Source organism: Paenibacillus sp. FSL P2-0322, from assembly GCF_037975315.1.
GTDB classification, from domain to species: Bacteria; Bacillota; Bacilli; order Paenibacillales; family Paenibacillaceae; genus Paenibacillus; species Paenibacillus polymyxa_B.
This window is the reverse complement of sequence record NZ_CP150243.1, coordinates 3,011,767-3,029,114: the sequence shown is the minus strand read 5'-3', so window position 1 is coordinate 3,029,114 and position 17,348 is coordinate 3,011,767. Positions and strand designations below refer to the sequence as shown.

Genomic DNA, 17,348 nt, shown 5'->3' with positions numbered 1-17,348 from the left:
TATGGATAATTTGATGAAAAGAATAGAATCTCTTTCTCCAGAAAAAAGAAAGCTATTTGAGACGATGCTAAAAGAAAAAGGAAAAGATGTTTCAAAATATACGCCAAATGCCTTTTCTGGAATACCTTCTGCCAGAGAGCAGGAATTTTACCCTATGTCATCTGCCCAGAAAAGGCTGTATATACTAAACGAGCTTGAAGGAGCAGGTACTGCATATAACATGCCAGGCGTCGTACTGCTGGAAGGAAACATTGATGCAGTACGCTTCGAACAGGCATTCAAGGAGCTAGTAAAAAGACATGAGGCTCTGCGCACATCATTTCATATGGTTGAGGGTGAACCAGTACAAAAGGTTCATGATTACGTGGATTTCAGTATTACGTACCTGGAACTGGATGAAGAAAAAGCAGCAGAAATAGTCAAAGAATTCATAACGCCCTTTGATCTTAGCCAAGTTCCATTACTGAGAGTAGGACTTGTAAAAACGAACGAAGACAGGCGTGTTATGATGTTTGACATGCACCACATAGTATCAGATGGTATATCAGTCAATATACTTATGAGTGAGTTTTTGGATTTGTACCAAGGGAAGACCCTTTTGCCACTACGGATACAGTACAAGGATTTTTCTGTATGGCAGAAGGAGATGTTTGCCGGAGACTCAATAAAGAAGCAGGAAGAATACTGGCTCCAGACATTTAAGGGTGATATACCGGTACTGGATATGCCTACTGACTATCCAAGACCGGCGGTACAAAGTTTTGAAGGAGATGCTGTAAGCTTTGAAATAAACCCTGAACTTTCAGTCAAACTAAATAAGCTTGCAACAGATAATGGAGCTACCTTATACATGGTACTGATGGCTGCATATAACGTACTCCTGTCCAGATACACTGGACAGGAAGACATCATAGTTGGAAGTCCTGTAGCCGGAAGGCCCCATGCTGACCTGCAGGGTATCATTGGTATGTTTATAAATACCTTGGCCATAAGGAACTATCCTGAGGGAGAAAAGACCTTCGTCCAATTCTTGCAGGAAGTAAGGGAAAATGCGTTTTTGGCTTTTGAAAATCAGAACTACCAGTTTGAAGAACTTGTAGAAAAACTTAATCTCATGAGGGACATGAGCAGGAATCCTCTTTTTGACACTATGTTTGCACTGCGCACTTCAAACAAGACAGAATTTGCAGCATCGGGTATAAACTTCAAACAATACAACAACTGGCTGGAAGGCAGAAAGGCAAAATTTGACCTTATGCTTGAAGTGGTAGAGGGTCAAGAAGGTATAACATTTAACCTTGAATATTGTACCAGGCTGTTTAAGAAGGAGACAATAAAAAGGTTTGGAACCCATTACATTACCGTTCTTGAAGAGATAACGGCATGCCCTGAAAAAAGGTTGTGGGAAATTGATGTACTGTTACAGGAAGAAAAACAGCAAATCCTATATACCTTTAACGCTACAGAGGCACAGTATCCTAAAAACAAGACTATCCATCAGCTTTTTGAAGAGCAGGCAGAGAAGAACCCTGATCATGTAGCTGTGGTATTTGAGGGTAAAAAGCTTACATTTAGTGAACTCAATAAAAAATCAAATGGGTTGGCCCATGTATTAAGGGCTAAAGGAGTCAAACCGGACAGTATCGTAGGTATTCTGGCAGAACGCTCACTTGAGATGATAGTAGCAATCCTAGGGGTATTAAAAGCAGGAGGGGCATATCTTCCCATAGATCCAGATTATCCTGAGGAAAGAATAAGTCATATGCTGGAAGACAGCCGGGCAGTGATCCTGTTGACCCAATCACATTTTATAGACAAATATACATCAATAGGTACAGTAATAAATTTAGAAGATGAGCAGGAATATTCAGATGAACAATATAACTTATCGGAGGTAAATAAACCTTCCGATCTAGCTTACTTAATATATACCTCAGGCTCTACAGGTAAACCCAAAGGGGCAATGATAGAGCATAGAAACATAGTAAGGCTGTTATTTAACAGTAAAATGCAGTTTGATTTTAACGAAAATGATGTATGGACTATGTTTCATTCTATGAGTTTCGATTTTTCCGTATGGGAGATGTACGGGGCGTTGTTATATGGGGGCAGATTGGTGGTAGTTCCTAAAATGACAGCACGCAGCAATGTAGAGTATCTGAGACTTCTAAGGAATGAGAAGGTGACCGTATTAAATCAGACACCTTCAGCCTTCTATAATATAGCCAATGAAGAAGTATCATATGAAGAAAAAGAACTTAAGATAAGATATGTCATATTCGGAGGGGAAGCATTAAAGCCTGCATTGTTGAAGGAATGGAGAAAGAAGTACCCGCAGACTAGACTCATCAATATGTATGGAATAACCGAGACAACAGTGCATGTCACATATAAAGAGATAGAAGAGGAAGAAATTAGATCTAATGTGAGCAGCATAGGAAGGCCTATACCAACCCTTACAACATATGTAATGGATAAGAACATGAAAGTTGTTCCCATTGGAGTAGCCGGAGAGCTTTGTGTAGGAGGAGACGGAGTTTGCAGAGGATATCTTGGAAGACCGGAGCTTACAAAGGAAAAGTTCGTTCAAAATCCGTACAAGCCGGAAGAGAGGTTATATAGATCTGGAGACCTGGTCCGGTTATTATCTGATGGAGAAATGGAATACCTGGGTAGAATAGACCACCAGGTAAAGATAAGAGGCTTTAGGATAGAGCTTGGTGAAATAGAAGCACAACTGCTAAAGCATCCTTCAATTGAGGAATCTTTGGTGATTGCAAAGGAAGACCATCAGGGCAGTAAATACCTGTGTGCATATATAGCGGGAGAAAATGAGCTGACAATATCAGAACTAAGGGAGCATCTCTTAAAAGAACTGCCCGAATACATGGTACCATCATACTTTGTGCAGCTTGAAAAAATGCCATTGACAGCTAATGGCAAGATAGACAGGAAGGCATTGCCTGAACCCGAAGGTAATATAAATACGGGAATAGAGTATGAAGCGCCTATAGGCGAATTTGAAGAGAAGCTTGCACTGATTTGGCAAGACATCCTTGGAATTAAGAAGATAGGAAGAAATGACAACTTCTTTATGTTAGGTGGACACTCTTTAAAGGCTACAAGCCTTGTAGCGAGAATTCACAAAGAGTTCAATATAGACATGCCTCTTAAGGAAATATTTAAGGCTCCAATTATAGCGGAAATAGCAAGGTATATGAAGGAAGCAAAGGAGAGTATATATCAATCCATCCAAACTGCTAAAGAGATGGAATACTACCCTATGTCATCAGCCCAAAGAAGGCTGTATATATTAAATCAGTTTGAAGGAGCAGGGACAGCATACAATATGCCAGGCAGCTTGCTGGTTGAAGGCAGTATTGATCTGGAGCTTTTTCAGAAGACCTTCCAACAGCTTATAAATAGGCATGAGACCCTTCGAACATCTTTCCATTTCATAGAGGGTGAACCCGTCCAGAAGATCAATGATCCTGTGGGTTTTAGTGTAGTGTATCTAGAATCTGACGAAGAAAAAGTGGGGGAAATCGTAAAAGAATTTATAAAGCCGTTTGATCTTGGAATTGCTCCGCTGCTAAGAGTAGGCCTTGTGAAAACGGGAAAAGACAAGCATGTCATGATGTTTGACATGCACCATATCATATCTGACGGTACGTCCATGGATATACTGGTACATGAGTTCATGGATATGTATGGAGGAAATAACCCTTCTTCCCTCCGTATACAGTACAAGGACTATTCTGTTTGGCAGAAGGAACTATTTGCTGGGGACAAAATAAAGAAGCAGGAGGAATACTGGCTCCAGGAATTTAATGGAGAAATTCCTGTGCTGAATATGCCAGTAGATTACCAAAGGCCTGCGGTTCAAAGCTTTGACGGAGGTTTTATCCGTTTTGAAGCAGGCAGTGAGCTTACGGGAAAACTTATTAAGCTTGCAAGGGATAATGGGGCTACTCTTTACATGACATTGCTTGCTTCATACAACATACTGCTGTCTAAGTATACGGGGCAGGAAGATATTATAGTGGGAAGCCCTATAGCTGGAAGACCTCATACAGATTTACAAGACATAATAGGTATGTTTGTAAATACTTTAGCCATGAGGAACTATCCCCAGGGAGAAAAGACCTTTGCTGAGTTTCTAAAGGAAGTAAGGGAAAACTCTATAAGGGCTTATGAAAATCAGGACTACCAGTTTGAAGAACTGGTGGAAAAGCTTAATGTAAAGAGGGATATGAGCAGGAATCCTCTTTTTGATACTATGTTTGTATTGCAAAATACCGGCTCATCAGAATTGAAGATAGATAGGCTTAAGTTTATACCCTATACAAATGAATTTAGAATATCCAAATTTGACTTGACATTAAATGCTCGGGAAACCCAGGAAGGTATTGCATTTGATTTGGAATATGCCACAAGGCTGTTCAAGAAAGAGACTGTAGAAAGGTTTGCAGCCCATTACCTTAATGTTCTGGAAGAGATAACGGTTTATCCTGGAAAAAGGTTGTCAGAAATTGATATGCTTTCACAGGAAGAAAAGCAGAAAATACTATATGACTTTAACGATACAAAGGTCCGGTATCCTAAGGATAAGACTATACATCAACTGTTTGAAGAGCAGGTAGAAAAGACACCCAATAATATTGCTGTAGTGTTTGAAGATAAACAGCTGACTTATAAGGAAGTAAACGAAAAGGCAAACCAACTGGCCAGAAAATTAAGAGAAAAGGGAATAAAACCTGATAGTGTAGTGGGAATTATGGTAGAACGTTCCCCGGAAATGATCATAGGGATCATGGCTGTCCTAAAAGCTGGGGGGGCTTATTTACCCATAGCTCCTGAATACCCTGAAGACAGGATCCAGTTTATGCTTGATGACAGTGGCAGCCAAATTATTCTGATACAGGATAAATTTATAAATGCTAAAGGTAGTTACAGAAATGCTGAATTTATTAGCATAGAAAATCAGGAACTATTTACTGGGGATGTATCAAATCCAAAGTTAATTAGTAAACCTGAAAACTTGGCTTATGTAATATATACATCCGGTTCTACCGGCAAACCCAAAGGGGTAATGATAGAGAACTACTCCGTAATCAACCGGATCAACTGGATGCAGAAGCAATACCCGATAGCTGAAGGTGATGTGATCCTGCAGAAAACTCCCTATACCTTTGACGTATCGGTATGGGAATTATTGTGGTGGAGCTTTACTGGGGCCAAAGTCTGCCTGCTGATACCGGGAGGAGAAAAAAATCCGGAAGAAATCGTGAAGGCAATCGAAAAAAATAAAGTTACCACAATGCACTTTGTACCATCCATGTTGAGTGTATTTTTAGAGTATGTAGAGGAAAAGGGGATAATAGAGGAAATAGCAAGCTTAAAGCAGGTATTTGCCAGTGGAGAAGCACTGAACCTGAAGCAAGTAGAAAAGTTCAACAAGCTGCTGTACAAAGAAAAAGGAACAAGCCTGCATAACCTGTACGGACCAACAGAAGCAACAGTAGATGTATCCTACTTTGGCTGCTCTACGGAAGAAGAATTGGAGCTTGTACCTATAGGAAAGCCCATAGATAACATTAAGTTGTATGTTGTCAGTAAGGAAAAGGGCCTGCAGCCGATAGGAGTAGCGGGAGAACTATGCATAGCAGGGGATGGACTGGCAAGAGGGTACTTGAACAGACCGGAACTTACAGAAGAAAAATTCGCAGCAAACCCATTCGCACCGGGTGAAAAGATGTACAGGACAGGTGACCTGGCAAGGTGGCTGCCTGACGGCAACCTAGAATATCTGGGCAGGATCGACCATCAGGTAAAGATAAGAGGCTACAGGATAGAACTGGGTGAAATAGAGAACCGGTTATTAAAGCATGAAGCAATAAAAGAAGCGGTGGTATTGGACAAAGAAGGAGCTGACGGAAATAAGTATCTTTGTGGATACGTCGTACCGGATCAAGAAATAACCGTACAGGGGATGAGGGAACACTTGTCAAAAGAGCTCCCGGACTACATGATCCCTTCCTACTTTGTGCGGATGGAAAAGCTGCCATTGACCCCTAATGGAAAAATAGACAGGAAAGCATTGCCTGTGCTCGATAGCAATGTTAATACCGGCGTAGAATACGTAGTACCTTCGGGAGAAATAGAGGAGAAACTTGCGCTGTTGTGGCGGGATATCCTTGGAATAGAGAAGGTAGGAAGAAATGATAACTTTTTTATGCTTGGGGGACACTCGTTAAAGGCAACAAGCCTTGTAGCAAGAATTCACAAAGAGTTCAATATAGACATACCTCTTAAGGAAATATTCAAGACACCAACCATCTTAGAAATTGCCAGATATATTAAAGACTCAAAGGAGAGCCTATATCAGTCAATCCAACCGGCAGGAGAAATGGAATACTACCCTATGTCATCTGCACAAAGAAGGCTGTATATACTAAACCAGCTTGAAGGGGCAGGGACAGCATACAACATGCCTGGTATTATGCTGCTGGAAGGAAGCATTGATACAGCGCGTTTCCAGGAAGTCTTCAGGCAGTTGGTAAAAAGGCATGAGACTCTTAGAACATCGTTCCACATGATCGATGGTAACCCGGTCCAGAAGGTTCATGACCATGTGGAATTCAGCGTGATGTACTTTGAAACTAACGAAGAAAAAGCCGCAGAGTATGCTGGGGAATTTGCCAGACCTTTTGATCTTGGCAAGGCTCCTCTGCTAAGGGTAGAGCTTGTAAAAACGGGAGAAGACAGGCATCTTATGATGTTTGATATGCATCACATTATATCCGATGGTGTCTCCATGGACATACTGATTCGTGAGTTTATGGATCTTTATGAAGGAAACAACCCTCCAGCACTTCGGATACAGTACAAGGACTACGCTGTATGGCAGAATAAACTGTTTGATGAGGGCGGAATTAGCAGCCAGGAGGAATACTGGCTCCAAGCATTCCAGGGAGAAATACCTGTACTGAATATGCCGCTAGACTATCCAAGGCCTGTAATACAAAGCTTTGAAGGGGATTTTTTTAGCTTTGAAGCAGGCAGTGAGCTTACGAATAAATTAAACAAGCTTGCAAGGGATAATGGGGCTACGCTTTACATGACACTGCTCGCGGCATACAACATATTGCTGTCTAAGCACACCGGACAGGAAGACATAATCGTTGGAAGCCCTATAGCCGGAAGGCCACATTCAGACCTGCAGGATATCCTTGGTATGTTTGTAAATACCTTGGCTATGAGAAATTACCCCAAGGGAGATAGTACCTTTGTAGAATTCTTGAATGAAGTAAGAGAAAACGCTCTAAGGGCTTATGACAATCAGGATTACCAATTTGAAGAACTGGTTGAGAAGCTTAACTTGAAGAGGGACATGAGCAGAAACCCACTGTTTGATACTATGTTTACCATGCAAAATGCCTCTAAGGTAGAATTTGCAGTACCTGGTATAAGCTTCAGACCTTTTAATAACGGGCTAGAGTATAGAATATCAAAATTTGACCTATCCATTGATGCAATAGAGCGTGAAGATGGTATGGCTTTTAGCTTTGAATATTGTACTCGGCTTTTCAAAAAAGAGACTATAAAAAGGTTGGCGGCTCATTACCTTAACGTGTTGGAAGAGATAACCGCAAATCCGTTTAAAAGGTTGTCGGAAATAAATATGTTGTCCCAGGAGGAAAAACAGCAAATAATCTATGGCTTCAATGATACAAAAGTAGAATATCCTAAGGATAAGACCATACAAGAGCTATTTGAAGAACAAGTGGAAAAGACGCCTGATAACATAGCAGTAGTATTTGAAGATAAATACTTGACTTACGGAGAACTTAATGAAAAGGCCAATCAACTGGCTTGGATCTTAAGGGACAAGGGATTAAAACCTGACAGTGTAGTAGCTATAATGGTAGACCGGTCCATAGAAATGATAATAGGTGTAATTGCTGTATTTAAAGCAGGAGGCGCGTATTTACCCATAGACACCGAATATCCTGAAGAACGAATCAGATATATGATCGATGACAGCTTGGCTGGAATTATTCTTACGCAAGAACATCATAAAGAAAAAATTAAATTTGATCTTGATATTATAAGCTTTGATGACTGTGTGAATTACAACGGGAGAACAGAAAATCTTCCTGTCATTAATAAATCTTGTAATTTAGCATATGTCATTTATACATCAGGAACCACAGGAAAGCCAAAGGGGATCATGATAGAGCATAGAAGTCTTGTCAACATATCTTACGCATGGAAAAAGGAATATAGGCTTGCGGATATGGATGTAAAGCTGTTGCAAATCGCAAGTTTTTCTTTTGATGTATTTGTGGGAGATGTTTCGAGAACGCTGCTCAACGGAGGCCAAATGGTTATTTGTTCATCCGAGGAGAGATACGATCCTGCACGATTATATTCACTTATTAAAACCCATAAAATAACCATCTTTGAATCCACACCGGCACTGATTATTCCTCTTATGGATTATATCCATGATAATGCTTTGATTATTGATAGCCTCAAGTTGCTTATACTTGGATCAGATACTCTCTCTGTGGAAGATTATGAAAGATTACAATCCTGGTATGGAGAGAAACTGCGGGTTGTTAATAGCTATGGGGTTACTGAGTCCACCATAGATTCCAGTTATTACGAAAAGAGACTGGGAAGCTATTTGGAATCCGGGAGTGTACCTATCGGAAAGCCAATGCAAAATATAAAATACTACGTTGTTGACAAACACTTGAGACCTCAGCCTACAGGGGTTTTGGGTGAGTTGTGCATAGGGGGAGAAGGGCTTGCAAGGGGATATCTAAACCGGCCCGAACTGACAGCTGAAAAATTTGTACCTAACCCGTTTATATCAGGGGAAAGGATGTATCGTACAGGGGATCTGGCCAGATGGCTGTCTGATGGGAATATGGAATTTTTAGGAAGAGTAGATCATCAGGTAAAGATAAGGGGATTTAGAATAGAGCTGGGGGAAATAGAAGCACAACTGCTAAAGCACGTTTCAATAAAGGAAGCAGTGGTTATTGCAAGGGAAGATCAGAAGGGAAACAAGTATCTGTGTGCCTATGTGGCAGGGGAAAATGAATTAACAATAGCAGAACTAAGGGGACATCTCTTAAAGGACCTTCCAGACTATATGATACCATCCTATTTTATGCAGTTAAAAAAGCTGCCGCTGACTCCCAATGGCAAAATAGATAGGAAGGCATTGCCCGAACCTGACGGCAATATCGATGCTGGAATAGAGTATGTCGCACCCTTGGGTGAAGTGGAGGAGAAACTTGCGGGGTTGTGGCAGGATATCCTTAGTATAGAGAAAGTGGGAAGAAACGACAATTTCTTTGAGCTGGGGGGACATTCCTTAAGGGCAGCAAATCTTATTGCCAGGATTCACAAAGAGTTCAATGTAAACATACCGCTTAAAGAAATATTTAAGAGCCCAAATATGTCTGAAGTTGCCGAGTGCATCAAGATTGCAAAGGAGAGTGTATTTCATTCTATTGGGCCGGCTGGGGAGATGGAGTACTATCCAATTTCATCCGCCCAGAAAAGGCTGTATATTCTAAACCAGCTTGACGCAGTTGGGATGGCATACAACATGCCTGGTATTATGCTAATTGAAGGCAAACTCGATAAACTGCGCTTTGAACAGGCTTTTAGGGAGCTTGTTGACAGACATGAGTCTTTCCGTACCTCATTCCATATGATAGATGGTAAACCGGTACAAAAGGTCCATAGCAATGTGGATTTTAGTGTTATGTATATGGAAACCGATGAGGAAAGAGCTGCGAAAATAGCCAGTGAATTTATTAGGACCTTTGACCTTGATGAGGCTCCTTTACTTAGGGTTGGGCTTATAAAAGTTGGAGAAGACAGATATATTATGATGTCTGATAAGCACCATATTATATCTGACGGGGTGTCTGACGACATACTGGTAAGAGAATTTATGAGCCTGTATGAAGGTAAGGAACTTCCGGAACTTAAGATTCAGTACAAGGATTTTTCCGTATGGCAGAACAGGCTGTTTGCTGATGGGACAATTAGTAAGCAGGAAGAATACTGGCTCCAAGTATTCAAAGGAGAAATTCCTTTGCTTAATATGCCGCTAGACTACCCTAGGCCAGCTATACAGAGTTTTGAGGGAGATGTGATCAGTTTCAAAGCAGGCAAGGAGCTTGCTGTTAAACTGAACAAACTTGCAGTGAATAATGGTGCCACGCTCTACATGGTACTTTTAGCTTCATACAATGTCCTTTTATCCAAGTACACCGGACAGGAAGATATTATAGTTGGAAGTCCCGTTGCAGGAAGGCCGCATACTGATCTTCAGGACGTTATTGGTATGTTTGTAAACACGCTAGCCATGAGGAATCACCCTCAAGGTGGAAAGACTTTTGTGGACTTCCTTAATGAAGTAAGAGAAAACTCCTTAAGGGCTTACGAAAACCAAGATTACCAATTTGAAGAACTGGTAGATAAGCTTAACCTGGAAAGGGATCTGGGCAGAAATCCACTTTTCGATACTATGTTTGTACTGCAAAATATCGAGGCATCAGAAGTGAAGATGGATGGGCTAAGGTTTATGCCCTATGACAGTGAAGTAAGAATATCCAAGTTTGACTTGACTTTAAACGCTGAGGAAACAGAGGACGGTATTGCATTTGAATTGGAGTATGCTACCAGGTTGTTTAAGAAAGAGTCAGTTATAAGGCTTATTGCCCATTACCTTAATGTATTGGAAGAGGCAGCAGCCTTTCCTGAAAAAAGGCTATTAGAAATTGATATGCTGTCACAAGACGAAAAACATCAAATATTATATGAATTTAATAATACAAAAGCAGGATACCCTCGGGAAAAGACCATCCATCAGATTTTTGAGGAACAGGTGGAACGGACACCCAATAATATTGCTGTAGTGTTTGAAGATAAACAGCTGACTTATAGGGAGCTAAACGAAAAGGCAAACCAACTGGCCAGAAAATTAAGAGAAAAGGGAATAAAACCTGATAGTGTAGTGGGAATTATGGTAGAACGTTCCCCGGAAATGATCATAGGGATCATGGCTGTCCTAAAAGCTGGGGGGGCTTATTTACCCATAGCTCCTGAATACCCTGAAGACAGGATCCAGTTTATGCTTGATGACAGTGGCAGCCAAATTATTCTGATACAGGATAAATTTATAAATGCTAAAGGTAGTTACAGAAATGCTGAATTTATTAGCATAGAAAATCAGGAACTATTTACTGGGGATGTATCAAATCCAAAGTTAATTAGTAAACCTGAAAACTTGGCTTATGTAATATATACATCCGGTTCTACCGGCAAACCCAAAGGGGTAATGATAGAGAACTACTCCGTAATCAACCGGATCAACTGGATGCAGAAGCAATACCCGATAGCTGAAGGTGATGTGATCCTGCAGAAAACTCCCTATACCTTTGACGTATCGGTATGGGAATTATTGTGGTGGAGCTTTACTGGGGCCAAAGTCTGCCTGCTGATACCGGGAGGAGAAAAAAATCCGGAAGAAATCGTGAAGGCAATCGAAAAAAATAAAGTTACCACAATGCACTTTGTACCATCCATGTTGAGTGTATTTTTAGAGTATGTAGAGGAAAAGGGGATAATAGAGGAAATAGCAAGCTTAAAGCAGGTATTTGCCAGTGGAGAAGCACTGAACCTGAAGCAAGTAGAAAAGTTCAACAAGCTGCTGTACAAAGAAAAAGGAACAAGCCTGCATAACCTGTACGGACCAACAGAAGCAACAGTAGATGTATCCTACTTTGGCTGCTCCACGGAAGAAGAATTGGAGCTTGTACCAATAGGAAAGCCCATAGATAACATTAAGTTATATGTTGTGAGTAAGGAAAAGGGCCTGCAGCCGATAGGAGTAGCGGGAGAACTATGTATAGCAGGGGATGGACTGGCAAGAGGGTACTTGAACAGACCGGAACTTACAGAAGAAAAATTCGCAGCAAACCCATTCGCACCGGGTGAAAGGATGTACAGGACAGGTGACCTGGCAAGGTGGCTGCCTGACGGCAACCTAGAATACCTGGGCAGGATCGACCATCAGGTAAAGATAAGAGGCTACAGGATAGAACTGGGTGAAATAGAGAACCGGTTATTAAAGCATGAAACAATAAAAGAAGCAGTGGTATTGGACAAAGAAGGAGCTGACGGAAATAAGTATCTTTGTGCGTACGTCGTACCGGATCAAGAAATAACCGTACAGGGGATGAGGGAACACTTGTCAAAAGAGCTCCCGGACTACATGATCCCTTCTTACTTTATGCAGATGGAAAAGCTGCCATTGACCCCTAATGGAAAAATAGACAGGAAAGCATTGCCCGAGCCTGACGGAAGTATGAGTACGGGAACAGAATATGTAGCGCCGCGGAATGAAGTGGAAGAGAAACTGGTTGAAATATGGCAGGAAGTGCTTGGAGCAAAACAGGTAGGAATAAGGGACAACTTCTTTAAAATAGGCGGAGATTCTATACGTGCAATATCATTAGTCAGCACAATATGCAAAAAGTTGGATATAAACATCCAAATCAGGGATATATACATGAATCCTGATATTGAGAGATTGTCTGCATTCTTAAAAGTAAAAGATACGGAAGCTTTTAACAGTAAGATGGGTAAAGCAAGGGAAGAACTGGAGTTATTTAAACAGCGAATATTGATGAATGAAACTCTCTCAGAAAAGTTACCTTCGGACATGGAAGATATATATCCGATGAGTCACATAGAGCTGGGTATGATTTATCATTCCAAAAAAGACTATGAAAATGCAGTTTATCATGACCAATTTGCATTTCATCTGAATGACAAAGACTTTGATTTCCCAGCATTTAAAGAAGCGATGCTTCTAATGACGTCAAAACATGATATTTTAAGGACGGTTTTTAATTTAGAGGATTTTGAAACTCCTGTGCAAATTGTTTACAAGGGCAGTAGTCTTGATATTGAGCAGATAGATATCATGAATTTTAGCAGGACAGGGCAGGTTGAGTATATAAACAAATATTTGGAAAATGACAGAGCGAATCCGTTTGATATATCAAAGCCCCTTTGGAGGATAAGAATATTCAAACTTGACGCAAACCATATTTGTCTGGTTCTGATATTCCACCATGCTATCCTGGATGGCTGGAGTGTTGCTTCATTGATTACGGAAGTTTCAAACCTATACTCTAAGCTTAAGCAAGAAAAAGATTATATACCAACACGGCTTAAATGCAGCTATAAAGATTATATAGCAGACCAAATGACAATTAAGGACAACCAGGAAGTAATTAATTATTGGAGAGAGGAATTAAGTGAATATAAAAGGTTGAATATGCCTGCAAATATTCATGGAAAAACAAAAAAATCTTATAAAGTAGACCATGTAACACGCCATTTAAGTCAGGAATTTTTAGGTGATTTAAGAAGTACTGCCAGAAGATATGATGTAAGCTTAAAGACACTTTGCTTTGCTGCATACACTTATATGCTCAATATGCTTTCATACGAGGATGACTTTGTCGTAGGTTTGGTAGAAAATAACAGACCTGTATGCGAAGATGGAGATAAGATGCTGGGGTGCTTCTTAAATACGGTTCCCGTCAAAATGTGTTTTGATAAAATCGATATATGGGAGGAATTGATAAAAGTTGCAGAAAAGAAATTAATAAACTTAAAGCTTTATGGAAGACTGCCTTTATTTGAGATCATAAATATCCTGGGCGGAAAAGAAAACAAAGAGGAAAATCCTTTATTTGATACCATATTCAATTATGTGGATTTTCATATATATAACGAGATAATAAACAAAGAAATCGGTGATGTTAAAGATAGAATTTCAGTTGATGAATATGAAGCAACCAATACAAGTCTTGACTTTACAGTAAGTAATACATTCGATGATCTTAATATAAGCTTGATCTACTCGGACAAAGTATTGGAAAGAAAACAGGCAGAAGAGTGTATAGACTATTTTATTAATATTTTAAATATGTTTATCCATAACCCCAAAGGGTCAGTTGACAAGCTTATTATATTAAGTCATGAAGAAAGAAAGCAGTTGCTGATAGACTTTAATGATACTAAGAAAGACTATCCGCAGGACAAAACCATACATGAGCTGTTTGCTGAGCAGGTGGAAAGGACACCTGACAACATAGCTGTGGTATATGAAGACAAGCACTTGACTTACAGGGAATTGAACGGAAAGGCAAATCATTTGGCCAGAGTATTGAGGAACAAAGGGGTAAAGCCTGACCGTATTGTAGGAATTATGGCCGAACGTTCATTTGAGATGATTGTGGGGATATTTGCCATATTGAAAGCTGGAGGGGCGTATCTGCCGATAGATCCTAATTATCCTGATACAAGGATAAAGTATTTGTTGGACGATAGTGGTTCCCAGATCCTTTTGACCTCCAGGACCTTTATGGAAAATAAGCAGATTGATGCGGATATTATATATCTGGAGGAAGAATATTTAAATGAAGAGAACTCAAAGCTTGAAAATGTAAACAAACCCTCGGACCTTGCGTACGTCATTTATACATCAGGTTCGACAGGGAAGCCCAAAGGTGGAATGATTGAGCATACTAGCGTTGTAAACATAATTACAGCCCTCCAGGCCATGTATCCGCTTAAAGCGGAAGACGCTTTTCTATTTAAAACAACTTATACCTTTGACGTATCCGTAGCTGAGATATTTGGCTGGTTCCTCAACGGAGGAAAGCTTGTAATATCACGCCAAGGTGTGGAAAAGGAAGCTATGGAGTTAGTAGAGGTAATAAACAAGCATAAGATAACCCATGTAAACTTTGTACCATCAATGCTGAATATAATGGTACATACTTTAAAAGATAATGGTATAAAACTGCCATCAACTCTCAGGTATATTTTTGCTGCTGGAGAAGCGCTGCCCAAAAAGCTTGTCCATGAGCTTTTCGATGTCTCAGAGAACACATCTCTGGAAAATATCTATGGGCCTACAGAGTCCACGATATATGCAGCGGGTTACAGTATAACAAAGAAAATAGCAGAAGAACTTATAACAGTACCTATAGGGAAAGCTTTACAGAATGTATACCTTTATATACTGGACAAGCACAACCAATTAACTCCTGTAGGAGTGGCCGGTGAACTTGTGATAGGTGGAAGCGGTCTTGCAAGGGGCTATTTGAATAGACCTGAACTGACAGCAGAAAAATTTGTACCTAACCCGTTTATTCCCGGCGAAAAAGTGTACCGCACAGGGGACTTAGTAAGGCGGCTTCCTGATGGGAACATCGAATTCATGGGCAGGATCGACCACCAGGTAAAGATAAGAGGCTTTAGAATAGAGCTTGGAGAAATTGAAGCACATCTGGTGAAGCACACTGCTATTAAGGAAGCAGTGGTTATTGCAAAGGAAGAGCAGCAAGGGAAGAAGTACCTGTGTGCATATATTGTAGGGGAAAATGAATTGACCATTTCCGAGCTAAGGGAGCATCTCTTAAACGAACTACCTGACTACATGGTACCAGCATATTTCATGCAGCTGGAACAGATGCCATTTAATGCCAACGGTAAAATTGATCGGAAAGCATTGCCTGAACCACAGGGGAATATTAATACCGGAGTAGAGCATGTAGTTCCTAGAAACGAAAGAGAAGAAATACTGGCCAAAGTATGGGAAGACGTACTAAAAACTGAAAACATCGGGGTAAAAGATAATTTCTTCAGCCTTGGAGGAGACTCAATAAAAGCCATACAGGTAATGTCGCGTCTTAACGTCCATGGGCTAAAGCTTGAAATGCGGGACTTATTCAAACATCCTGTAATTGAGGAACTCGTCGAATATATACAATCTACAAGCCGAAGAATTCATCAAGGCCCGGTAGAAGGCATAGTACCGATAACACCTATACAAAGATGGTTGTATAAACAAGACAGCAAGGATATCCATCATTTTAATCAGGAAATAATGATATATGGGCGTAACGGATTTGAAGAAGCTATTATTCGAAAAGTATTGTCAAAGCTTGTAGAGCACCACGATATTTTTAGAACAGTGGTAAAAATAGAGGATCAAAATATACTCCAATACAACAAAAACCTTGAAGGTGAACATTTTTCATTGGAAATTGTAGACCTTAGGGACAGCTATAATTACCGGGAAAAAATAGAGCTGGAAGCGTCGAGGATTCAGAGGAGCATGGACTTGTATAACGGTCCTTTAGTTAAGGTTGGTCTGTTTAAGACTAAAGAAGGGGACCACCTGCTAATAGCTATTCACCACCTTGTAGTTGATGGGGTATCGTGGAGAATCATACTGGAAGATTTGGACATAGGATACAGACAGGCGCTAAACAATGATGAAATAAAATTCAGCAACAAGACCGACTCTTTCAAAGATTGGGCACAGAGGCTTGATGAGTATGCCAATAGCCCTGAACTATTAAAAGAAATAAATTACTGGACCAATTTGGAAAAAACTGAAACAATACCGCTTCCAAAAGACCGAGAGATTGAAGAAAGAAGGTATATGAATAACAATAGCGTCAAGATCGAGCTGAGTATTGAAGAGACTGAGAAGATGCTAAAGCGGGTAAACCATGCTTATAACACAGAAGTAAACGACATATTGCTTACCGCCTTGGGATTAGCAGTGAGGGAATGGACCGGAAATGATAAGGTTCTGATCAGTCTGGAGGGGCACGGCAGGGAGGAAATCATTAAAGACATTGACATAAGCAGGACCGTGGGATGGTTCACCACCCAGTATCCCGTGGTGTTAGATGTCAGCGGACAACTCGATATTTCCCGCATGATCAAATCGGTAAAAGAAAACATCAGGCAGATACCTAACAAAGGGATAGGTTACGGCATACTAAAATATCTTACCTTGCCGGAAAACAAAGCCGATTTAAACTTTAATCTAAACCCTGAAATAAGCTTCAATTACCTCGGTCAATTCAACCAGGATAATGTAGACAATTTATTTGGAGTGTCTGATATTCCTGCCGGAGAGTCTACAGGACCAAACTATAAAAGTGAGTATTGTATTGATATTAACGGCGGAACTGTAGAAGGCGGGAAGCTGGAATTAAACTTTAGCTACAACCAGGGCGAGTATGAGAAGAGTACTATTGAAGGGGTAGCGGTGAGTTTTAAAAAGCATTTAGTAAACATAATAACCCATTGTGCAGAAATGGACTATTCAGAAGCTACACTCAGTGATTTTACAGTAGACGATCTGAATATGGATGAGTTTGAAGACGTATTGAATAACTTCGAATAAAAAGAGTTTGTATTTAAGGAGGAGTACT

General features: G+C 40.4%; 1 protein-coding gene. It reads left to right on the top strand.

Going from position 1 to position 17,348, the window contains the following annotated elements:
• Position 1: 1 nt before the first annotated feature.
• On the top strand, positions 2 to 17,320 hold the full coding sequence (locus tag MKY24_RS13110; RefSeq protein WP_339202230.1) for a non-ribosomal peptide synthase/polyketide synthase: 17,319 nt from the start codon (positions 2 to 4) through the stop codon (positions 17,318 to 17,320).
• Positions 17,321 to 17,348 lie beyond the last annotated feature (28 nt).

Excerpts from the sequence above, each read along its gene's own strand:
- MKY24_RS13110 (WP_339202230.1), top strand. The coding sequence starts at position 2 with ATGGATAATTTGATGAAAAGAATAGAATCTCTTTCTCCAGAAAAAAGA.